The 25,631-nt window shown below is 33.3% G+C and carries 10 protein-coding genes; 6 read left to right on the forward strand and 4 right to left on the reverse strand.

Annotated features, from left to right (window positions below; genetic code table 11):
• Positions 1-21 precede the first annotated feature (21 nt).
• The 4 genes from F1003_RS11410 to epsC all read right to left on the reverse strand — a co-directional run bounded on the left by F1003_RS11410 (position 22) and on the right by epsC (position 11,258).
• Positions 22-6,384, reverse strand: a complete 6,363-nt coding sequence (locus F1003_RS11410) for a DUF8693 domain-containing protein (RefSeq protein ID WP_155089554.1) — start codon at positions 6,382-6,384, stop codon at positions 22-24.
• A gap of 178 nt (positions 6,385-6,562) precedes the next feature.
• The gene (locus F1003_RS11415; protein WP_155089555.1) at positions 6,563-9,073 is read right to left on the reverse strand and encodes a M14 family zinc carboxypeptidase; all 2,511 of its coding nucleotides are present in this window, start codon (positions 9,071-9,073) and stop codon (positions 6,563-6,565) included.
• Between the two features lie 521 nt (positions 9,074-9,594).
• Entirely contained in the window at positions 9,595-10,473 is an 879-nt protein-coding gene (cysM, locus tag F1003_RS11420) for a cysteine synthase CysM (RefSeq protein WP_155089556.1), read from the reverse strand.
• Positions 10,470-11,258 (reverse strand): serine O-acetyltransferase EpsC, encoded by a 789-nt coding sequence (gene epsC, locus F1003_RS11425; RefSeq protein ID WP_155089557.1) that lies wholly within the window; start codon positions 11,256-11,258, stop codon positions 10,470-10,472. Before epsC ends, cysM begins: the two co-directional genes overlap by 4 nt.
• Before the next feature lie 524 nt (positions 11,259-11,782).
• Between epsC and F1003_RS11430 the strand changes: the two genes are divergently transcribed.
• The 6 genes from F1003_RS11430 to F1003_RS11455 all read left to right on the forward strand — a co-directional run bounded on the left by F1003_RS11430 (position 11,783) and on the right by F1003_RS11455 (position 25,630).
• On the forward strand, positions 11,783-14,578 hold the full coding sequence (locus F1003_RS11430) for a hypothetical protein (protein WP_155089558.1): 2,796 nt from the start codon (positions 11,783-11,785) through the stop codon (positions 14,576-14,578).
• Positions 14,579-14,715: 137 nt separating this feature from the next.
• Complete coding sequence (locus F1003_RS11435) at positions 14,716-19,632, forward strand: DEAD/DEAH box helicase (RefSeq protein ID WP_155089559.1); 4,917 nt, start codon at positions 14,716-14,718, stop codon at positions 19,630-19,632.
• A 1-nt stretch (position 19,633) separates the two neighbouring features.
• Positions 19,634-20,269, forward strand: a complete 636-nt coding sequence (locus F1003_RS11440; protein ID WP_155089560.1) for a hypothetical protein — start codon at positions 19,634-19,636, stop codon at positions 20,267-20,269.
• Positions 20,266-23,118 carry an AAA family ATPase gene (locus F1003_RS11445; protein ID WP_155089561.1) on the forward strand — a complete coding sequence of 951 codons (2,853 nt, stop codon included), beginning with the start codon at positions 20,266-20,268 and terminating at the stop codon, positions 23,116-23,118. The genes F1003_RS11440 and F1003_RS11445 overlap by 4 nt, the downstream gene beginning before the upstream one ends.
• On the forward strand, positions 23,115-24,167 hold the full coding sequence (locus F1003_RS11450; protein ID WP_155089562.1) for a hypothetical protein: 1,053 nt from the start codon (positions 23,115-23,117) through the stop codon (positions 24,165-24,167). Before F1003_RS11445 ends, F1003_RS11450 begins: the two co-directional genes overlap by 4 nt.
• Positions 24,167-25,630, forward strand: a complete 1,464-nt coding sequence (locus tag F1003_RS11455) for a DUF2779 domain-containing protein (protein WP_155089563.1) — start codon at positions 24,167-24,169, stop codon at positions 25,628-25,630. The genes F1003_RS11450 and F1003_RS11455 overlap by 1 nt, the downstream gene beginning before the upstream one ends.
• Position 25,631 lies beyond the last annotated feature (1 nt).

Raw genomic sequence — 25,631 nt, forward strand, 5'->3', positions numbered from 1 at the left:
TTTAAGATTTGGGGCAAAAAATTACTTTACTAAAACTTTCTTCGTCGATACTGAACCGCTTGCAGCATATAACTTAATGATATAAGTTCCAGTACTTAAATTCTTAACTTCATATTCAGAGTAACCGCTCTCTGAAATATTTTCAATAGTATGAATAGATTGTCCTAATACATTGAATAATTCAATCGACTTTACTTCTATTTGGTTAGGGTTTATTAATATGATTTTCTCTTTGTCATTAGAGTATAACACATCTAAACTTTCGCTAGCTTCATCATCTATACCAAGTATATCAGCAGCTGTTCCGAAAGTGATTTCAAAACGATCGAGATATTCACCAGCGTTTAGGAAAATTTCATAGTCACTAGCGCGTAGGTCATGATAAACTTCTAGATCCTTATCATGGACGTAGATGTTTATATCACTTGGTACATTTTCTAATTCATCTATGGTAATAGAATTTGTACCATCTTCATTAACTTTAATACCTATTGGATAAACAGCAGAAATTTCTGCATCGTTACTTCCTTGGATAATATATTGTTCATCATTGATTATCCAGAACATGTCATCTGTTTGATTGTCATTTAACTTAGCATCATAAGCCCAATCTACATCAGTTGTTGTATTTTCATCAATGGTCAATAACAGTTGTCTGTGCAATTGCATTGAGTGACTTGCGTTAAAACCAATTCTAAACTTCATTCTATCATCTGTTTCTACATCGTTGTTTGAAGTATGAGAATTTCTCAAAAACACAGAACTTGCTCCACCTTCTCTTTGGAAAACACGTTGGTCATTTTCAAAATTTATAGTTCCAGTACTGATGCCACTTACAAAGAAACCTTGACTAACAGGAATATATCTGCCAGGTGTCTTAGTACCTACACCTACTTGAGCCACATCTGGATCTGGCGCTGGAGCTGGCACACCACCTGAAAGGTTATACAATGCATATCCTCCTTGATATTCTTGTAGTATATGGGAACCTCCTCCCCAATGCTCCCAGAAATAAAGGGTACCAGAAGTATCTGTGTTGTCAGAAATAAACTCGTCCGCATCTATAGCAGAAGCATAAGGATTACCAACTAAATAATCGTTACCGCTATTGATGGTTAAAGTAATATCGCCATTATTCGGTTTTCCTAAGAACACATAGTTTTGTTCTGTGAGTATTGAACCTGTTCCAGGACCCTTCATTGTAAAACCTTCACCTGCATTTATGGTGCCTGTGCGTCTTACGTGTTGCCATGCAGAATAATCATCAGTTGTTAAGTTGGCAAATTTCCATATCCAGTAATCTGCAATTCTAATAGGACTGGTTGCTGCTCCGTCAAGTCCTGAACTTGAGAAATTAACTCCGTTAGTACCATCGAACATAACATCCTGTACAGTGTAACGGTGATCATTTGTCGCCATATCAGTTTCACCGACTGGTGAAGACCAATAGTTATAGGTATATGTGTCAGCTGTACCTTGTTGATCTTTTTCAAGCTCACCAGTAGCGTCAACCAGCAAATTACTACCTGTTTCTTGAATCAATTGAGATTCCCCTTCTAAATCTAATTTACCTGTTAATCTCATATAGTGAGAAACTGTAATTCCATTACCTGTATCAGTGGCATTGTCTCCACTTACTGTTAATTCATTGGCATCTATGTATAGTCCGAGTAACTCTCTATTGTCATTGTTACCACCAGGTAATGAAGAATTATCCATCGTAACATTGTGAGATGTTCTAACAATATTCCAATTTACTGTAATTGATGGGTCAACAATTGAAGCTGAACCAGGTATGTATTGTAAACTACCATTTGCCCATGTTGCTTTTGTATCCCAATCGCCATCTTGTGTAGACTCATAAGGTAATGGAGCTGTTTGTCTATCTACGGTATCTAAGTTTCTCAGTGCACCTTGATTTCCTTTCCCTGATGCGTCATCTGTATTGGTATACGTATAAACTGACATTGGGTAATAGCCAGCCAAATCATTCCATGGCACGGCATCAATATCATGTTTTGTAATGGTAGTAGGGAGTTCTTTACCCATTGCCTGACCTGCATTATCTTCAATTTCTTGATTCATTACAAATCGTAATTGATCTTCCGTTAAATTGGTATCCCATATTCTAACTTCATCTATATTGCCTCTAAAGTGTTGTGTTATAGTGCCTTTTCCAGCTGCAGCTATGAGGAATGAATGATCTGTTGCTACAGGCGCTGTTCTAGATGCTGAATTGTCTAATACACCGTCTATATATATAGATATGGTTGAACCGTCATAAATAGCCGCAACATGGTGCCATTCGTCGTCAGGAATGGAGTTATAGGTTGTTAGGTTTTGTAACGCTCCGTTTCTCCAATTTATTTGTATCCTATTATTATCTAAAATTACAAGTTCATAGCCTTGTGTTACAACATTAAAAGAAGTAGGTCTTTTTGAAACAATAGACTTGGTACCAGTATCAGCTGCATCACGCTTTACCCAAGCAGAAATAGTAAAACCAGTTGGATCTAAATCCAAGTTATCCTCCATGTCTATATAATCTACAGCTCCGTCAAAGTATACTGAGCGTTCAACAACTACTTGAGGAGCGTAACCAAAAGTAATGTACTTAGTACCATCAAAATCATATTCGGCCTCTAAATTTCCATTGCCATCAGAGGTCATTACTCTATAATCTGCAGTAGGATCAAATACACCGGTACTAGAAATAAACATGTAATAACTACCAGGAGGTGAAATATTTCTTATAGCATTTTGAGGAATTCTAACTTTTACAGAAGGGATATCTCCACCGTTTTCAACCACTTTCCAAACACGTTGCATAGCAGTAAAACTAACATCTGTAGTTAGGGCAGGAGTAATACCAGCACTCATGTTTACCGTGACTACTGAAGCAGCAAGATTTAAATCTGCACCATTATTTCCCCACATTAAAAACTCTTTATCGTTAAAGGTTGTAGGGTTTGTTGACTTGTTTAGGTTATTTGTGTCGTAAATATCAGTTAGTCCCATGGTAAGAACCCCTTCAATTCTGCCTGTGCCATCAGTAGCGTTATTAACACTTCTAGATTGTTTTTGGTTTAAATCAGAATTATCATCTCTACCGATACCAGCAATATCATAATTATACCCTGAATTAACTGATTGGTCCCAAATTACTGTACCATCGCTATCTACATAATCTTGTGAAGTACCATTAACGCCGAGAGTAATACCATATTTTATAGCTAAATAAGACTGAATTCTATTACGTTCTTGTGTTAAGTTTGCATCAGTTTTTCTTGAAGAATATGTGATAACCTCAGCAACTCTTGCATTTAAGGATGATTCCCAACCTTCACTTCGTCCAATCCACCATCTCGAATCATTGGTATTCATGTATTCTGCAATGTCGTTTTGAGTGGTTTCAATATCATTGGCATTATAATATAACTCTTGTTGTGTATTTGCGCTGTTGTTTCTTGTGTTTATAATTCCGACATTGTCATAACTAGACCCTGTACCGATTTCTGCTACTGCATAGCCATCTGGTGGTGTTTGCCCTTGCGTGTAAGAATCATGTGCATAACAAATGATTTCACCATCTACTCTACCTGTATAAAAGCCGAAACCAATTCCGGTTGCATCTTCAGCAGCAGTATGGAGGTGGGCATCACTACAAAAGACATCCATAAAGCCAAAAGAGTTATTGATGGGCGTGTCATCTGGTATAAGAACTATAAAAATATCTTGAGTATAGAAGCCATAATCACCTGATAGGAATTCAGAGCCCGTATCGTCGTGTGAGTAATCTGTGTCTTCGGTGTATGTTCCATAAGAATTATCAAACTCAATCACTGGATTAAAATTGACATTCTGTGTTGTGTTATCTCGATATGTTGGAGCTTGGGAACTATTTTGAACTCTAGCATCTGAACCAAGTCCTTGATCTTGCCAAGCCGTAACGCTTTGTCCATCTGTATAACTGTGTCCGTCGTCAGATTTTAACCACAGAGCTAAACCTGATGTTACACCGCCCGGCGCAACGGTAGGGCTGGCCTTATCTACCATTGAAACCAAGTCAATTGCCATATCACTTCGGTCATCACCCAATATATCTCCACCAATTCTTATTTTAACAGTTTGACCCACATAACTACTTAAGTCCACACCTATAGGTGTAAATGATGAGTTATCACTTGGTTGGGCATAACCAGATGCACTGTACAATACACTTGAATATGATAAGCCATTATCTGTGCTAATTTCTACAGTTAAATCACCCATATAATTGGTTGTTCCATTATTTCCATACATGTGATAGAAAAAAGTAAATCTTGGGTTGTCTGTACCTGTTAAATTAAAACAAGGGCTTACTAATCTTGCTGTTGTATTAAGGTTTCCCGTAGCTTCGGTATAAATAAAATAACTTCCATCTTGTGCGGCATTAGGGCCCGTTTGAGACGTTGGTGTACCACTGTTTCTTCTTGTCCAATCAAAATCGTCTTCTACACCATTGATTTCTTGTGTCCAAAGCCCAAAGCCTGCTTCGAAACTTTCTGAGTATGGGTATGATGATACGGTCGACGAACATGTGCCAGGTGTAACACCATAACCTTGAATATTAAAATTATAAGGGTTTTCATCACTATCACCATTAACTATACTTACTGTAGCAGATCTTAGACCTACTGCACTAGGATCAAAAGTGATATCAAATGTTGTGTTGCCAGATGCTGCTACAGATGAGGCAGGTGAGGCTGTTACTGTAAAATCAGATGCGTGTGCACCACCAATAGTGATTGCACCAATAGATAATGTTGCAGTACCAACATTTTGAATAGTAAAAGTATTTGTATCTGTTGAGCCAGTAACTGATACCGCACCAAAGTCGGTGTCATCTGCAGTTGTAGGTGTTACGTCTCCATCAGTAATAGTAGTGGCATTACCTTGAATATTTATTTCTGGTGCAGGTGTAAACCCTGTTCCCTGTATATCGAAGTTGTATGGATTTTCATCACTATCATTATTTGCTATAGAAACAGAAGCTGTTCTAAGTCCATTTGCACTTGGATTGAATGTAATTTGAAATGTTGTTGATCCGCTTGCTGCAATTGGCGTTGCTGGAATTGCCGTTACTGTAAAATCTGCTGCATTGGCACCAGTAATATTAACGTAAGGTGATCCACCGGTTAAATTTAAATTTAAAGTTCCTGTGTTTTGAATTGTAAATGTGTTTACTTGCGTCCCTCCAGAGGTAGCGACACTACCAAAATCAGTGTCATCACTCACAGCTGGTGTAACATCTCCATCAACAATTGTTGAACCATTACCTGTAATATTTATTTCTGGTTGAGGTGTAGCGCTTACTATGTTTATGGTGTAATCTTCTACTTCTCCATACCCAAAAGACTCACACTCTGTAGGAATTCCGTTATACTTCATGGAAACTCTCATTCTTGTGTTTCCTAAAGTGGCACCAGATGGTATAGTGAAATTACTTGAGATAGGAGTTGCTGTCGTTGCTGATTGAGTGAAAACTAATTCACCAGCATCCGCAAAGTCATAATCTTGATTATAATCAATCCAAATGGCATAACCTTCTGCATAGGTTGTACCTGGCCAAGTAGGGGTAATTGTAAATGTATAGTTATTTGTTTGAGTGAGGCTGGTCGAAATTGCCGTAAAATCAGAATACCCTGTACTTGTAGTACCAACACCTGAAGAGTTGTCTATGGTGTTCAATTGAAATCTACCAATATACTCATCGTTGGTATTATTACCATTAGATGCACAATAGCTTGGTGTTGTGGTAAAACTTACATTATCTATAGCAAAGTCACTTCTATAGTTTGTACCCGTTGTTGCATTGAATCTTAGTTTGATTGTTTGACCGACATATGATGATAAATCTATAAGATCAGTATTCCAGGTGTTTCCCAAATTTCCTGAATAAGTTCTTAGGGTCGTTGGGTACGTTGAGCCATTATCTGTACTTATATCTACATTTAAAGTGCCCATATCTACACCATACATATGGTAGCTATAACTAAAATATGCATTAGATTCAGACGTTATATCAAAACATGGGCTTTCAAAATTGGCAACCATGTTTGGAAAGCCACTTCCATTACCCGAAGCTTCAACATACATATACCATGTGTCTCCATTTCCCGTGCTTGGGCCTGTGCTTCCAGATGGAGTTCCACCTGAATCTCTTGTCCAATCTATATTATCTCCAGTGTCTTGTGTCCATGAACCTACACCAGATTCAAAATTTTCAGAATAAGGATAACTCGAAATTGTAGTTCCGCAAGTCTGGGAATAGATGGATGTGGTAAAAAGAATAGCACATACAATTAGTGCATACCTATCTAGGGTTAGAGTAATAGTTTTCATAAGCGGTTAAGTTTAGTTTGGGACTAAATTTATGCACCAAACATAGAACATTATTCCATAAACAGCAAAAATAATCGATGAAATGCAATTTTAATTTTTAAATGATTAATAATCAGGGTGATAAAAAAAGCTCAATTTTTACAAAAACTGAGCTTTTTTAAAGAGGTTTAAATATTTCTTATTGTTTAACTAACTGTTTAACAAGGGTTTGGTTTTTGGTTAAATTTTGTATTTTCAAAATATAAGATCCACCTTTTAAATGATTTAATGACGATAGTTTGATAGTTTGATTTACTGATTTTGCACTTTGATTATAAACGGTTCTACCTAATACATCATATATAGTTACTAAAACGTTATCATCAGAGATATTACTTGGTACTATTATATCAATTGTATTACTAAATGGATTAGGGTATATTTTGATATTTTTAATATTATTATTTTCTAAACCTAAAGTTTGATCAAATAAATTAACTGTATAATCCTCAACTTCACCATAAGCAAAAGTTTCACAAGGATCTGTTTGATTTGTGCCTTCATTAGCGTTGTTGTAGTATTTCATAATAACACGTATAACAGTATCTCCTGTTTTTGCAGAATTTGGTACTGTAAACGTATTTGATACTGTTTGTGGGTTAATGTAAGCTCCTGCTTCAAGTATCTTTTCAGCGTTAGTAAATATTCCGTCCTGGTCATAATCTATCCAAACAGAAACCGCTTCATTATACTGAGTAGTTTCCCAATACTTCATAACAGAAATGGTGTTTCCCGTACTACCAATTTCTATTGGACTAAAAATGGAAGAACCTCTGTAATTTGAATATCCGGAAGATGTAGTACCTAGAGAATTGTTAGCAGTTCCATTTAAGCTAACTTCTCCAATATATTCATCATTTATGTTATTACCTTGAGCAGCGCAATATGAAACTACAGCAGTAGTGAAATTTTCTGTCGGTGAATATGCCGATGAATTTGTTCCACAGTTAGAACGTACTTCATATTCGTAATTTGTTTCTGGGTTCAATCCTGTTAAACTATAAGAATCTGAATCTATATCTAAAACTTCCTCCCAAGTACCAGAGCCAACTTCTCTATATCTTAAATCATAACTAGATCCTGTGGCAGAAGACCAGCTTAAAGTAGCAGAAGATGACACTATATTGGTTGCATTTAAACTCCCAGGAACTGTAGGTGTTAAAGGAGTCATCAATACGTCTGCAAGTATTTTAGTTTGATAATTACTAATGGTTTCTGACGATAATGTTACAGATTGATAGCATGGAGCCTCGAAGATAAGGTCGTAGGTACCTCCGTAAATTGGTCTGTAATAGTCACCATCTACATCAGAAACGGTCCATGAACCTAAATCATCATGGCCTACAGCTTTAATAGTTGCTCCTTCAATAGGATTGCCGGTATTGACATCCTTTACCATACCTCTAAAACCATATGTTCCTTGAGTTAAATAATCTAATAATGCCTCTCGATTATAATTCCAGAAATCATCTAACTGATTGGCTGGTGGTTTTTTTGTGTTTGATAATTCAATTGTTACCTCTTTACATTGGTGATCGTGATTCATGTAGTCTTGTCGCCCACCATTAACTAAATACCAATCGGCACCGTGAGTAATTCCATTATTTTCATCATCCATATATCCTGCAGGCCCATCGTTTTGTGCATTATCTCTGTATTCTCCAGCTGTTAATATAAACCACGAGTCATCAGGATGTCTATCATAAGTATTATCCCAAGGATAGTTTACCAATTCTATACCTCCATGAAAATTTGCAGATATTACAAAGTGATTATCTTCTGCTAATTGCATAAACATTAACGTCTCAGCTTGATAAACTTCACCATCTGTATGTGCTCCACCTAAATTGTCTGGGTAGTTTCTATTTAAGTCTACATTGTTGCCGTTACCTCTTCTTGCGTTTGCAACCGAAGTATTATCAGTACTTAAATGATAGGTACCGTCTGGATTTGCATTAGGATTGATCCAAATTTCTGAACCGTTAACAAGATCTGCTATCCTTGTATGGTCGGGATGTGTGTTGTCTTTGTAAGCCGTTATTATATAATCGATGAGATTTAACATCATAGGATAACCTGCTATTTCATCACCATGCATAGATGATGTATATAATAATTTTGGTTCAGCTTCATCAGTAGAGATATTATCAGAGATCTTAACAAATAGAATTTCCTTATCACCTTGGCCTGTTGTACCAATGCTAAAAAAGTCAACAATGTCTGAGTGCTCAGTTTCAAAATTTTGCATTTGAGAAGCATAGTCTGCATAGGTTGGATAGGCCGTCAAAGGGAACTCTAATGTATATCCTGGCTTCGGAGCTCTTGAAAATACACTTATGTCGTCTGACATTAATCTTTCATTAATATCGTTATCTTCTTCAAATACTTTATAGGAGATATTCATTGTCAAGAAGTTTTCAAATTGCTCTTGGTTAGCCCATGCTTTAACTTCTTTTGTATTACTATTAAAGTTTACAATCGTTAAAGTTTTTGATAACGATTTTAGCTGTTCTTTAGTTTCAATTTTGAAATTGAAAGTCAGTTCTCCTTGAGTGTTGAGTAAATTGTCAACTTCTCTTTTTTGAAGCTCTTGAGAGAAGGCTGTTGACAATAGCATACAGGCCAAAAGCCACAAAGTAATTTTTTTCATCAGATTTGGGGTTAAATGAAATTTATGTTGAGTGCAATATATAAATTATATTAAAAATATCTATAAAACGCATAAAAAAACCGATGAAATGCATTATAATATCAAAATATACTTATATAATCGTACGCTTAGATATTATTTAATCTGAAAAACTAAAGAGTTAATATTGATTTCACGGTTAATTTCCTTGAGTTATAAATTAGAATACTTAGTAAAACATAACCTAGTTATTAAACCTAATAATTTATGGAGTAGTTTCAATAGAAGTCATAAAAAAAGCCCAACACTTTCGTGCTGGACTTTTACTGCTGTAGCGAGATCGAGATTTGAACTCGAGACCTCCGGGTTATGAATTTACAAAATCAGCTTGTAAAATACTGATAATGAGTAATTTAAAAATTTACAAAAATGTTAAATCGTGTTCAAATCGTGTTCGGTTTGTGTTCACAAATTTATATGTACGAATATACAATTTTTAGATAAAAATTAGAAATGGCCAAGTCATTATTTACCACAGGGTTTTATTCAAAAAGGTCTGAAGATAGATAACGATCACCACGATCACAGATGATGCTAACGATCACACCTTCTTTTAACTCTTTGGCTAGCCTAAGCGCTACTGTAGTTGCGCCACCACTGCTCATGCCAGCAAAAATGCCTTCTTCTTTAGCTAATCGTCTGGCCATTACAATGGCTTCTTCTTGGCTAACCTCATAAATACGATCTACTTTGGAAGAATTAAAAATTTTCGGCAAGTATTCTTGTGGCCATTTGCGTATGCCTGGAATACTAGATCCATCAGTTGGTTGAACACCGATAATTTGAATGGATTCGTTCTGCGCTTTTAAATACGTGGAAGTGCCCATAATAGTGCCAGTAGTACCCATAGATGAAACAAAGTGTGTTACTGCTCCATTTGTGTCTCTCCATATCTCAGGTCCCGTGGTTTTGTAATGAGCTTGCCAGTTAGCATCGTTAGCAAATTGATTAAATGAATAAAAACCTTCGTTGGTTACCTTATTTTCTGCATAATCGCGAGCGCCTTCTATACCATCTGGATGCAATGTTACTTTTGCACCATAAGCTTTCATGGTCTGTACGCGCTCTCTGGTGGCAGTTTCTGGCATTACTAGTTCAATATCTAATCCAAAAACACCTGCAATCATGGCTAATGCAATGCCTGTATTGCCACTGGTAGCCTCAATGAGTTTTGTGGATTTTGTGATTGCCTTTGAATCTAAAGCTGTTTTAATCATATTATAAGCCGCACGATCTTTTACACTGCCGCCTGGATTATCACCTTCTAATTTAAAGTAAAGTTCAACGTTTGGATTGGTATTTAAAACCAGCGATTTTACAATTGGTGTATTTCCAATCTGACCTAATATAGAATTACTCATAATTTCATTGGAATTATTTCAATTTGTGGGCTATGGGTAACTAGAGAGTTTTTAGGCACTGATTGCGTTAGCCATACATTTCCGCCAATAATACTGTTTTCACCAATGATAGTGTCACCACCCAAAATGGTGGCATTGGCATAGATAATCACATTGTTCTCAATGGTAGGGTGTCTCTTTATATTTCTAAGTGCTTTTTTGACAGTTAATGCACCTAATGTCACACCTTGATATATTTTGACATTATTTTGAATAGTTACAGTTTCACCAATTACCACACCAGTGCCATGATCTATAAAAAAGGATTCACCTATATCAGCGCCTGGATGAATATCTATTCCGGTTTGTTGATGTGCATATTCTGTCATCAGCCTAGGAATCAGTGGTAATCCTAAACGATGAAATTCTTTCGCCATTCTATAAACCGAAATAGCAAAAAAACCAGGATAGGCTAAGTAAACTTCACTGAGGGATTCAGCAGCTGGGTCATTGTTATAAATTGCCTCTGCATCTTTTTTTAAATTGCAAAACAAATCTGGGATGCCATCAATAAAATCGTCCCATGTTTTACAAGGTTGTCCTGCAATTTCTGGGCAAGCAATGTCTCTTATTTTTCTGAATAAAGCCTTAACCTCAACCAAGGACTTTTCGGTATCCGTTTCACTGTCAAAGAAAGTATTACAAATTAATTGCGTAAATCGTTGCGACTCTAACTTTAGGGTAGAGGATATTTTAACGTCCTCTTTTTGGTTTTTAATTACTTCAATTAATTTTCTTCGATTCATGACGTTGAGCACTGTTTGTAACAAAGTTGATTCAATATATTTAAAATCTACGATAAAATGAAGTTAAAATCACTCCCGAAAAAGGTCCTGGTAAAATATACGTACTTGTGATGATCTGAAATTGACAATAAAACCAAATTGACTTTTATAGTTTGCTTCATCCTTTTATTATTGACTACAGATGTAGTCCTTAGCAATGGTCAAGCAATGGTCAAGCAAAGGTCAGGCAACGGTCTGATCAATTTAATAAGCGAAATTGTTATAAATAATCTAACTTTTAGCTATAAACCTACAAATTACTGCTTTTGCATAGCTAAATTAAGCAGGTCATCTAATTTAAAACCAGCATTTTACATTTTTTACTAACTTAAAAAATATTCACATTGCGCTGCATCCTTAGCGGCACTCTCAAAAATAATTCGTTGTTGACTGCACCGAACTGTAAAATATACCCTTTGTTGGGTATGGTTTGCTGTGGTGCTTGCTATTAATTTTGATTATTAACCAACTAAACTATACGGATTATGAAAACTCTTAACATTTTCGTTGGCTCCATTCTTTTCCTACTATTAATTTGTCCTATAAATTTAACTTCTCAAGAAAACCATGATCCTACGCTCTCTGTGGGGCTTGAGAGCCTAACGTTTGGAAAAGGAACTATTGATGTAAAAGCTCTAGAAAAAATTATTGTTCGAAAACAAAATGAATTAAAAAGGGAGGGATTAAAACGTTATGTTTTTGATCAACTTCCACCAAACAATTACACATTAAAACTATTTGTGCAGAATGCTATAATTACGATTGTTGATGAGCAGAATCAGAATATTGTGGAAAAAGAACTATTGGAGCTAGCAACAAATTATGCTTTGGTAGTTGGATTTTCAAAAATATTATACGAGCTCAATATAAGAACAGAAAAAAAAGGTAAAACAGATAAAAGTAGTGATGGTGCTAAACCAGAACCTTCTATGTATGAGTTGTTTAAAGTAATATTGGATTCCGCAGCAAAGAATGGTGAGGTATATACCTTAAACTCTGCAGAAAAAAGTCAACTTTTTATCGATATAATAGGTACGGCTCTTAGCGGTAATCAAAAATTGAAAAAAAGAGGCTTTTTTGATTTTGATTCTGCTATTAACTATGAAAACAGTCAACTGTATAAAAGATATTTTGCACACAAGAATCTTGATGTTGATTTTGCAAATATAATAGAAGCCATAAATAAGACAATTGATGAACTTCTACTAAGCTACAGATACATAAACGATATACTAGAAAATAAAGTATATAAGAGTCTTGATGAATTAAAAAGAGACTATCTTAAAAGTATAAACGAAGAACTTTATAGCAGTAATACGTTATTCAAAAATTATATGGCTAAACATAATTTAGAAAAATTATTAGCGCTATTACAAGTTGAAGATATATTAGTTAATGATAAATTAACATCAATAATTGAAGCGATTCCAATTAAAGCATCAAAATTTGATAATGTTGATAAAAATTTTTACAAGACTTCAATAAATGCGATAGAAAATGAAGTGGTTTCTATAAATCCACCGGATTCATTAGAAATTAGAAATTACTTTAACAACACTAAGTTAAGATGGCAAATTAGGCAAAATAAAAAGAATTTAGAAAAACTGCTTACTGATTTAGAAAGTTACAATAAAGCTCTAAAAAAATATGATTCTACTTTTATAGTCTATAAAAATAGTTGGATTCAATTGGGAGAACAAATGCCAAATTTAGATAAACTTTTTGAGGCTAAAACTGAAATTGAATTATATACTACAACAGTTGAAGGCTTGTATAATAAATATTCAAACGACTCTAGTTTGAATAAAAACCGATTTACAAAACTGAGGGATGAAGGATATACATTAGAAGATTTAAAGAATTATTTTAACTACAATACTAATGTTGTCAACGCAATAGTGGATATACAGAATAGCATTACCTCTACAAAAGATGTCAAGTTTTTAGATATGATTGACATTTCAGAGCACGACTCGATATTTAAAATCGTTGAGGGTAATATCAAGGTTGACAAAAACAGAAATACAAGAATTGTCCAAATCTTGTTAAAAGAAGTTTCTAACGATTTATTGGAAAAAAACCTAAAAAAAATTGATGACGTTTTTCTATATGAAAATGCTGATTTTTTATCTAATCTATACCATAATATACAAAAGCTTTCTAAAAAAGAAGTACTGACTATAGATGACATACTTTATCTGGAAAATGAAGTTTTAGAACGATTAGTAAAGGCTAAAATTTACATAACTGATTCAGTGGATGATAGAGTACTGAATAATATAATTACAAATATACGAGCAGCCATACCCGTTTTAAAGTATCTACGACGCCCGGACAATGTAATGGATATAATCAATGTACTTAATCATGAAAAAATAGGGGAGACGAGTAATATCGCTCGGGCTTTTTTAGAATTTATAAGTAATATAAATAAACTCGATCAATCTGAAACTTTTGCAGAAGTACTACAATTACTTGATATCACTCATAACTATATATTATCATCTATGAGTCGCTATAAATGTTATTCAGGTAGTGAGCTTGATAATAGAAAAAATATAATAAGAGATTCGCTGAAAAACATAAATCAACCGCAATGGAAAGACTTAACAAAAAGAGAGCAGAAGAGAAAAATAAATGCGGTTTTAGATGAAGATGGAAAGTATTGTAAATTCAAGAATATTTATGAAAAGCTCATTAATTCTCTTGAGAAATACACTATTATTAATAAAAAGGATAATATTATAGAAATAGATCTTTTGTCTCTACTTAATACGTTTATTGATAGATATAACAATGCACAAGAAAGTGGTAAGAATGAACTTTATTTTACTCTTGGAATTAGCCAGAACGTTTTATTATCTGAGTATAAGTCTGATGCTTCAGACAAAAGTTTGACTTCAGTCGGTTTTGCTTCTGAAAAATTGGGTTATAAATTTAAACTAAAAACATACACAGATAGAGTACCAAAAAATTTCGCAACATCCTCTATCAATTCTTATGATAAAGAGCATCGAGTAAATCCATTTGTCAATCAAATATATGGGTTAGTATATGGATCTGGTTTGTTATATAATATTGCAAATCTTACAACGGATGATAATTTTAATTATCCGCATATTGGATTTGGTATCGGAATGCGATTCTATAATGCATTAGATGTTAACTTTATAGCTGGTTTACCTTTTATTGAAGATGAGCCAATCGGTGAGCATATTTTTCTTGGTCTCGGATTTGATATCCCAATAGGTGAATATTTAAAGGCTATTAGAGGTAATTAAATATTTTAAAATTTGTTCTATTTGTAATTTTGAAGATTGTTGTCTTTTTTTATCTTTAAAGTCCCTTAGACCAATTTCTAGTTGACCCAATAATTTTAAAATTTTTAACTCCTGTTTAAATACAGGCCAGGCTATATATGAAATTCAACCAACTACTAACCAACTACCGCAAATACGCATTTTCAGAACGTGATAAAGGAGATAAGTTTGAACGGCTAATGGCTGCTTATTTACAAACCGATCCAAAATATGCTAACAAATTCAAAAACGTTTGGCTGTGGAATGAATTTCCGAGTCGAAAGGATTTAGGTGGCAATGATACAGGAATCGATATTGTTGCTCAGACCAATGAAGGTGATTATTGGGCAGTACAATGTAAATGCTATGCTGAAGGAGCAACTATAGATAAAAAAGCAGTCGATAGCTTTTTATCCGCATCGAGTACGCAATTTAAAGGAGATGATTTAAAAACTACTCGTTTTGCACATCGTTTATGGATAGATACCACAGGAAAACGCTGGACTCAGAATGCTGAGAATGTTATTGCTGTCCAAAATATCCCATTATCTCGTCTTGGCTTATTCGCATTAGAAGAAGCACCTGTGGATTGGCAGAAATTAGAGGATGGCATTACTGGAAAATCTGCACTTGTTCCTAAATATGAAGTTAGAAAACATCAGAAGACTGCATTAAACGATACCCACAATTATTTTAAAAAACATGATAGAGGAAAACTCATCATGGCATGCGGTACTGGTAAAACTTTTACCGCTTTGCGTATCGCAGAGCATGAAACCAATGGTAAAGGCTTAATCCTATTTTTAGTGCCCTCAATTGCGTTGATAGGTCAAACTTTAAATGAATGGACTGCCCAAGCCAGAAATCCAATTAATGCCATTTGTATTTGTTCTCAACCCGATATTACCAAAAAGAAAAAGAAAGGTGAAGATGCCGATTTTTATAGTACCGTAGATTTAGCATTACCGGCATCTACAGATATCGACAATATTGTTAGACAATTTGCTTATTACCAAGAGCATGGTAATGATGGAATGACTGTCGTTTTTTCTACCTATCAATCTATAGATGTTATCGCAAGGGCTCAAAAATCATTACAGAATAATATTGGTGACGCATCCATATTCGATTTAATTATCTGTGATGAAGCCCATCGTACCACTGGTGTAACTTTAAGTGATGAAGACGAATCTGCTTTTGTAAAAGTGCATAAAAATGAATTCATTCAGGGCAAAAAGCGTCTGTACATGACAGCGACACCACGTCTGTATGACCCAAAAGCAAAAGATAAAGCGGCTCAAGAAGATGTCCTCTTGTGTTCCATGGATGACGAAGCTATTTACGGTGAAGAAATCTATCGAATAGGTTTTGGTGAAGCGGTAGAACGTAATCTTTTAACGGATTATAAAGTCCTCATTCTCACTTTAAGTGATAAAGACGTGCCGCCTTCAGTTCAGAAAATGATTTCTGATGAAGAACAGGAAATTAATAGTGATGATGCTTCAAAACTTATTGGTTGTATCAATGCTTTGGCAAAACAAATGTTAGGCGATGATGGCTCATTACGAGAAGTAGACCCAGAACCCATGAAACGTGCAGTTGCGTTTTGCTCTCGTATTAATCCAACAGCGTATTCGTCGGCAACAGCTTCGACTACGATTGCTAATTATTTCAATACCGTTTCTAACGAATATATTGAGTCTCTTCCAAAAGAAGAACAAAAGGTTCGCATCAGTACAGAAGCCCAACATATTGATGGAACTATGTCCGCAACAGAACGTGAGGAATTACTATCGTGGCTTAAAGAAGAAAGTGATGACACTAGAATCCTAACCAATGTTCGCTGTTTAAGTGAAGGTGTCGATGTTCCTTCTCTCGATGCAGTAATGTTCCTTTCAGCTCGAAATTCTGAAGTTGATGTTGTGCAATCCGTTGGTCGTGTGATGCGACGTTCGGAAGGTAAGAAATACGGTTACATTATTATACCTGTGTTAGTGCCTTCCGATGTTGAAGCTGATAAAGCCTTGGATGACAACAAACGCTATGCTGTAGTTTGGACCGTTTTAAACGCCTTACGAGCTCATGACGATAGATTTAATGCCATTATCAATAAAATAGACCTTAATAAAAAACGACCAGACCAAATCCTTATTGGTCGCCCTGATTATTCCTTTGATGAAAATGGTAATTGGGTCAATGAAAATGAAGGTGGCTACAAAACCGATAAATTAAATGAGCAATTCGCTTTTCAATTTGAAGCCTTACAAAATGTACTCTATGCACGTTTAGTTAAAAAGGTTGGTGACAGACGTTATTGGGAACAATGGGCAACTAATGTTGCTGAAATTGCCCAGCGTTTGGTAGAACGTATTACCTATCTTATTGAAGAAAAAACAGAGCACAGAAAAGCTTTTGACAAATTTTTAAAAGGATTACAATCCAATATTAATTCCAGTATTTCAGAAAAGGAGGCAGTAGAAATGTTAGCCCAGCACATGATTACTAAGCCTGTTTTCGAAGCCTTATTTGAAGGCTATTCCTTTGTAGATAACAATGCAGTTTCTATGGCTATGGAACACATGATGGGCTTATTGGAAGAAGGCGCACTTGAAAAGGACACCAAAGTTCTAAACAAATTCTACGAATCGGTACGTATGCGTGCCGCAGGTATCGACAATGCCGAAGCCAAACAACGTATCATTATTGAGTTGTACGATAAATTCTTTAAAACCGCTTTTCCTAAAATGGTGGAGCAATTGGGTATTGTCTATACACCAGTTGAAGTGGTCGATTTTATTCTGCATTCGGTGAATGATGTCTTACAACAAGAGTTTGGACAAACCATTTCTGATGAAGACGTACACGTACTCGACCCATTTACAGGAACAGGCACGTTTATTACGCGCTTAATACAGTCTGGTCTCATTAAAAAAGAAGATTTACCGCGTAAATACGAACGCGAATTACATGCCAACGAAATTGTATTATTGGCCTATTATATTGCCGATGTTAATATTGAAAATGCCTACCATGATGTTATGGGCAACGAAGGTGATTATGTGCCTTTTGATGGTATTTGTTTAACTGATACTTTTCAATTAGGTGAAACCAAGGATTCCGTGATTTTTTCTGAAATGTTTCCTCAAAATTCTGAGCGTTTGGAAATTCAGAAAAAAGGACCTATTCGTGTGATAGTTGGTAATCCACCATATTCAGTTGGACAAAAGGATTCTAATGATAATGCACAGAATTTAAAATATAAAAATTTAGATAGAAGAATTTCTGAAACATATGCAGCTGAAACAAAAGCGGTTAATAAAAATTCTTTATATGATTCTTATATCAAAGCATTTCGTTGGAGTTCTGATAGATTAAATGCAGATGAAGGAGGTGTACTTGCTTTTGTAACCAATGGCTCTTGGTTAGATGGTAATTCACAGGATGGTTTTCGAAAAGTGTTGGAAAAGGAATTTGATGTTATTTATGTATTCAACCTAAGAGGGAATGCCCGCACATCAGGTGAATTGAGACGTAAAGAAAAAGATAATGTTTTTGGACAGGGTTCAAGAACTAACGTGTCAATTACAATTTTAGTAAAAAACCCAGATGCCAAAAATGAAAAGGCCATTATAAAATACCATGATATTGGTGATTATTTAAGCCAAAAAGAAAAGCTGGATATTATTGCAAAATTCAAGACGGTTTTTAATTCGAAAATGGAATGGAAAACCTTAAAACCAAATAAAGAAGGTGATTGGATAAATGTAAGAAATGAAAGTTTCAAAGAATTTATAGAAATTGGTAATCGAAAGAGTCCAAAACAAGTTTATTTTAAAAATTATTCTGGGGGACTACAAACTAATAGAGACCCATGGACTTATTCTTTTTCTAAAGAAAACTTAGAAATCAACTTATCGAAGTTCATTGAATTCTATAATAATCAGTCGGAAATTTTTAATAAATATGTTGTTGAAAACAATATTGAACCTAAACAGGCTCTTAAAAAAGTCTTTGATTTAAATGTGTTAAGTAATGACTCAAAATATATTAGTTGGACTAGAGGTTTGAAAAATGATTTAGTTAGAGATAAAAAAGTTGCTTTAAGTGCAGGTAGTTTTAGATTAGGTTTTTATAGGCCATTTTGTAAAACAAATTTGTATCTAAGTAAAATGCTTAATGAGTATACTAACAAAATGCCAGATTACTTTCCTTATGAAGATGTTAGGAATCTAGTAATTTGTATAAGCTCACGTGGTAGTACCAATAATTTTTCTGCTTACCTCGTAAATAAAATTCCCAATGTAGAAATAGTATCAAGAAGTCAATGTTTCCCACTATACTACTACGAAGAACGAACAAAACAAACCCCAGGTTTATTTGACCGAGACGGAGAAAGTGAGTTTATACAACGTGATGGTGTTAGTGATTTTATTTTGGAGCGTGCCCAAAAGCAATATGGTAAATCTGTAACTAAAGAAGACATCTTTTATTATGTCTATGGTATTTTGCATAGCCCAGATTATAGAGAAACCTTTGCCAACGACCTTAAAAAAATGTTACCACGTTTGCCATTGGTTGACAGCCCAAGAGACTTCTGGAAATTTAGTAAAGCAGGTCGTGCCTTGGCAAACTTGCATATTAATTATGAGTCGGTTGAGCCTTACCCAGAGGTTGAGGTGGTTGGTCAAGACGCCCTAATTAAAATGGATGCTTATGATTTTTACAGCGTAAGCAAAATGCGTTTCCCTAAAAAAGACCAGAAGGAAACCATTAATTATAATGCGCGTTTAACCATAAAAAATATTCCAGAAAAAGCATACCAATATGTAGTCAATGGTAAATCTGCCATCGAGTGGATTATGGAACGCTACCAAGTAAAAACAGATAAGAAATCTGGCATTACCAATGATCCAAACGATTGGAGTAAAGAACACGACAAACCAAGCTACATTTTTGATTTGTTAATGAGTATTATTAATGTTTCTGTGCAAACTGTTGATATTGTTGATGGGTTGCCTAAATTAAAATTTGAATAATATGACTGAAGAAGAATATAATAAAATAGCAAGGCTATTTCAGTATCTAAACAATACTCATTTACATAGTAATTACAATTATGGAGGATTTAATGGGAATTATAGAACATATAATATCGATGATTTAGATTTTCCAAGTGACACTTTTCAGCTTATTGATGACTTAACTTTAATTAGAGTTCAGGACTTTTATAATATCGATTATTTAAAGTCAAACAATTTCCCTGAACGCTTTTATAACAATCCATTAGTTCAAAAATCTGATACAGTTGTAGGTTTCCATTATCAATTACCAACTATCCTTTTCTATTATTTATTTAATAAACTTAAAAAATCTGCTGTTCTTTTTTTAAAATTCATTGAAACCGATGAGTTCAAATCTAATTATAGTCATTTAATTACAAGAGGTGAATATGATTTTGAGTACCCATCAGTAATGCACGATGAATTATTCAAATATTTAAGTTCCAAAATACCCAATTTCGGCATGTTTCATCATCTATTAAATTGGCTTTCTGAAATGGGTTATTCATCTGGTAGCATGACAATTTATAAAACTAAAAGAATAGAAAATTGTATTGAAAATTTAGAAAGGTTTGATTTTAATAATATAAATATTTCAAATCAAGTTTTATGATTAAGTGGTGGATAGCATTTAATGAATTAGCTAAGTTATTAGTAGAATATTATAAGATTAATAAAGACAATTCTGGCATTCAATTATGGCAAGACCTAATTGGAGATGCAGATTTTAGATTAAATAATGATTGGTTTGATAAATTTATAGATGAATCGGGTATTAATTCTAGCGATCCTATCCATGTATTTGCATCTATTAACGGTAATAGAACTAGAGATGAGTTAAGAACTAAAAGATTAAACATTGTTCTAAATATTTTAAAAAGTGATATAACATTTGAAAATATTGACTATACAGGTTGTCCAGCAATTGTAAATATTTCCATTCTTAGCGTAAGACCATTATCTACACAAAAACAAATATGGATTGTATTTGAACGAATTTATACTAGAGGAATAAAGGGATTGCAGAAAGCTGATTTCAATAAATTTAAAAATTGGCATGGAATTAATTTTAGTTCTTTTACAATCTTTTTATTCTGGATTAGGTCTGATAGTTTTTTACCTATTGATAAAAATACTCGAACATTTTTAATATCTGCTAGAATAATTGAGAAAGAACCCAACAAATATGAACCATATACTGCTATAATTGATAATGTAGCACGATATAACTATAATGACAACCCTCTATATGATAAAAATGGTATATATAGAGAATTTACACATATTTCGTATTTAGTTTTCAACAAAGGACAAAAACAAATAGCATATTCTAGGGAGTTTCAAAAATTTCTAGAAGATTCTAAAAATAAATCTGAGGATGGTTTTTACATTAATTTAGAAAAGGTCGAATACGAACTCGAAAGTAAAAATGACTTGAAAGATATATCGACCATTGGAGATATTGGATTTAAACTTATTGCGATAGAACCATTAAAAGAGTGTGAAGATTGTCATTTGAATAACTTAAAAAAGCAACCATATTTTTTTGAAAAAAGTTTTCATTTAGATAATGGTGTTTTCTTTTATGACGAATCAATAGATAACTCAATTTACGATTTAGATTTAGGGAGACAAAAGTTGAAAGTTAATATTACTTGTGTAGTTGGTAAAAATGGATCAGGAAAAAGTACGATGCTTGAATTATTTTTTAAAATGATAAATAACATTTCAAGTCTTTTCGTAAAAGAGTTGAAAACCAACGATATGATTTATGTTGATGGACTTGCAATAAAGCTTTATTACTTTTTAAATGGTAAATTGTTCTGTATTAAAATTTTAAAAAATGAAGTAAGTATTTCAGAATTTAAAGTTGATTCGAATAATAAAATCTATTACAGTGGAGATATCTTTAGACCTATTACTTTTAGTGATTTCAGCAATTTATTTTATACAGTCGCAGTTAATTATTCACATTATGCCTTGAATAATTCTTGGGGAAATGATTGGTTAAAAGAATTATTTCATAAAAATGATGCATATCAAACACCTCTAGTAATTAATCCAATGAGGACTGATGGGAACATTGATATTAATATTGAGAATGAATTAGTAAAGCAACGATTAATAGCGAATTTATTTCAAGAGCAATTTGATGATCAAAACTTTTTAGTTCAAGTAACCGAATTTCAAAAAGTTTCTCAAATTCATTTTGAATTTTATACTAGGAATTACAGTAAAACATTGATAGCTTTTTTAAAGCAGAAGCGTAAAAGAAAAACTCTTTTAGATCTTATTTACTCGACTTTTAAAATCCCTCAAACACCTGAAGAAATTAAAAATGTAATAGTTATTGAGAATCAAAATTACTTAATCCATAAGCTAGTTAAAATAGCCAGAGTTTATAAAAATTATTTCAAATATTTTAACCCAAAAACGGGTCTTCTAAAAAATTCTAAAACTAATTACAGTAATTATCTTAATGCCATAAAAAAAGATTTTAGCCATATAACATATAAGTTAAGGCAATCTATAAATTACTTAAAGTATTATGACTTAATCAAAAAAGAAGAGAAAATAGTTCTAGACCTAGATTATTTTAGTAAAAAATTATATGGAGGTTATTCTACTAATTTTTTAGAATTAAAATCAACAAAACTTATTGAAATTCTTCCACCACCAATATTTAAAGCAGAAATTTTACTTGAAAATAATAAGGATGAATTCTCAAGTTTTGATAAATTGAGTTCTGGTGAAAAACAGCAAATACATTCTGTAAGTTCTTTGTTATATCATATAACAAACCTGAATTCAGTAAATTCAAATTCATTAGTTAAATACCGTAATATAAATATAATCTTGGATGAAATTGAATTGTATTATCATCCTGAAATGCAAAGAAAGTATTTATTTTTTCTCCTAAAAGCCATTAGCAAGTTAGATATTGATGATGTTGACGCTCTAAATATTTGTCTTGTAACACATTCACCATATATTTTATCTGACATTCCTACTCAATTTACACTAAGGTTGGATGATGGTACTCCTATTGATGATGACAATAAAACTTTTGGAGCTAATATACATGACTTATTAGATAATGAGTTTTTTATGAAAGATGGTTTTATGGGAGAACTTGCAAAAGAAAAAATTGAAGAAACTATTCAATTTTTGAATTATATAGAAGCCAAATCTAAAGTTACGGAAAAAGATAGAAATGAAACCCACCGAGATTCTGAAAACTACAATAATTTAATAGAGAGTTTTGAAAAAAGTGATATTTCTAGGGACAGAAGTTATCATTTAAAAATTATTAACCTTATAGGTGAACCTGTAATAAGATATAGGTTGGAAGACAAGTATAATGAAATATTTACGGAGAGTATTAGTAAAGATATTGCTGAGAAACGAATTAGAGAAATAGCCAAAGATGCTGGACTAAATTTAAATGATTTAAAAGAGTGATTTATATAGATAAAAACAGCCCTGAAATCATTGATGCTGTAAACCAGCATTGGTCTATTATTGAATGCAGAATCACCAAAAAACTTAATGCAAAAAAATGTTCTAATTCAGGTTGTCAAGTTTGTAAATCAACTCAAAATCATACCTACAAATCAAGTAAGGCAGTTGTTAAAAGAGTAAAAGACTTTCTATTTAAACAGGCAAAACTAGAAACAATTATTTGTGAAGAACCAGAGGACATATTGAAAACAAATGATGATTTATATAAGTTTGTATTGGCTAAAACCGATTATAATAAATTAAAAAAATACTTTTCATTATCTGGTAATGAAAGAAAATCATCAACTTATGATAAAATTAATAATTTACTGTATGATCTTAGTAAAGGATTTGATTATGATTGGTTTACTGGGTTAAAAAGTGAAGATTCTTATAGTGCATATCATCTATCAGATAGTCTTAATATGCGTTCATGTGTATATTGTAATAGGACTTATACTACTACAATAAGAGACCGTAAAAAAGGAAAGTTAATGCGACCTCAATTTGATCACTGGTTTCCAAAGTCAAAGTTCCCATTACTGTCTCTTTCTTTTTATAATCTTATTCCTAGCTGTTATACGTGTAATAGTTCAGTGAAGAGTGATACAATACTTGAATTAAAAAAACATATTCATCCTTATGTTGATTCTGGACAAACGAATGAGTTTGCGTTCAATTATTTTTTTCAAAAGTCATTGGACAAGTATAAAGTTTATGTTGAGTTTGACACCAATGGTAGTAGAAAGTCGCATGATACAATTAAACAATTGAAAATTGACCAGATGTATAATGCTCATTTATCAGAATTAGGTGATTTGATAAAAATCAAAGAAGCATATTCTGACACTTATATTCAAAAGATTCAAGAATTATTCCCCTCTATCAAATTAAGCAAAAATGAAATTTATAGAATTTTATTTGGTACAGAATTAGATGCAAAAGATTTTCATAAACGACCATTGAGTAAGTTTAAGCACGACATTTTGAAAAAATTAAAAATCATATAATGTTAAGCCAACTTACAAAAACCAACTTTATCCAATACTTAAACTGCCCAGAATCTTTATGGTTACTGAAAAACAAACCAGAAAAGTATATCAATGGAGAGTTCTCTTTGTTTTTAGAAAAGCTTATTAAAGAAGGTTATGAGGTAGAGGAGTATGCTAAGTTGTTATTTCCTAATGGGATTGACCTACCAGAAAATTCTACACCAGAATATACAAAGCAACAGTTAGCTACTAACAATACCGTATTTTTTCAACCCTCATTTTTAACTGATAAAGGCGTTTTTGCGAGAATAGATGTATTAGAAAAATTACCAGATGGCACCTATCACATTTACGAAATTAAATCAGCATCGAGTGTTAAAAAAGGAAAGGTAGAGGATGCTTGTTTTCAGAAGTATGTGCTTACGGAATGTGGTTTAACGGTCTCTAAAGTTTCCATAATCCACTTAAATAAAGACTATATAAAACAAGGAGACATTGTGCCTTCTGAATTATTAGAAATAACAGAGATCACAGATAAAGTAAACAACATTTATTCTGCGGTTGTAAATGACATTAATGCGGCTTCAAATTATATCAATAAAGAAGCTATTGATGAAACGCAATGTGCTTGTAGGTACAATACCAGAAGCAACCATTGTGATACCTTTTATTATTTTAATAAAGATGTACCTGAGTTTAGTATTTATGAGATTCCTCGTATTTCGGCTAAAAAAATAGAGCAGCTAGTTGATAATTATCATCTTAGCATTTTAGATGTTCCTTTGGATTTTGATTTAAGTGATATTCAGCAAATGCGTGTAGAATCCGTAAGACAAGAACAAGTTCTTATTAACAAGCCTGCGATAACGGAGATATTGGCAGGTCTTAAATTCCCTTTGCATTTTGTGGATTATGAGACCTATCCAACAGCCGTTCCAAAATTGGATGGAATGGGACCTCACGACCATTTGGTATTTCAGGTGTCTATCCATACCATGCAGGCAAGCGGTGAATTAACCCACTTTGAATGGCTTGGAGATAAAATGGAGCAACCCACAGATATGCTTAAAAAAATGGAAGCATTTACAGGGCAAATAGGAACTTTTGTTTCTTGGAACGCTCCTTTTGAAGTCAGTAGAAATAAGGATATGATAAACTGGATTCCTGAATTTAGCGACTATCTTAATTATATAAATAATCACATGTTTGATTTAATGACAATATTTAAAACGGACTATGTGGATTACCGATTTCATGGGTCATCTTCTATAAAAAAGGTGTTACCTGTATTGTGTCCTGAGTTTTCGTATTCAAATTTAGAAGTTCAAGATGGTACTATGGCATTGGATACTTGGGGACGCATGATATTAGATGAGAATTTTGCTGAAGATAAAGAAATAACTAGAAAAAACTTACTAGCATATTGCGAGCTGGATACCTTAGCCATGGTAGAGATTTATAAAGTACTGAAACAACTATAAC

Source organism: Winogradskyella ouciana, from assembly GCF_009709615.1.
Taxonomy (GTDB): domain Bacteria; phylum Bacteroidota; class Bacteroidia; order Flavobacteriales; family Flavobacteriaceae; genus Winogradskyella; species Winogradskyella ouciana.